1 pseudogene is annotated in these 375 nt (G+C 64.3%); it reads right to left on the reverse strand.

The annotated features are described in order from the left end of the window. Positions 1-375: pseudogene (locus UU7_RS17115) on the reverse strand (M4 family metallopeptidase); the annotation flags it as partial.

Consider the following 375-nt stretch of genomic DNA (forward strand, 5'->3'; position numbering starts at 1 on the left):
CAGCTGCATGTTCAGCGGCGGCGCGCCGGTGTAGGCGTTGTACATGTCATGCACCACGCCACCGAAATGGTGGGCGTCGTTGACCGGCGAGTAGGCGCCGTTGATCGCGTCGGTGTCGCTGTTGGAGCAGGTGAAGCTGACCACCGAACCACCACTGGTGCCGTGGTTGAGGTTGTAGGTCTTCACGTTGGTGTTCTGCAACGTGCAGGTGCTGCCGGACTGGGTCACGTCGAGCGCGGCGTAGTCGGTGCCGTAGATGTACTTGCCGGTCTTCTGGTTGCCGCCCGGGCCGGTCGCCGAGGCATCGGTCAGGCCGTTCCAGCTCTTGACCACTTCACCGGTGTTGGCGTCGATGATCGCGGTCGGACGCGACGG

This window comes from Rhodanobacter spathiphylli B39, assembly GCF_000264295.1.
Lineage (GTDB): Bacteria > Pseudomonadota > Gammaproteobacteria > Xanthomonadales > Rhodanobacteraceae > Rhodanobacter > Rhodanobacter spathiphylli.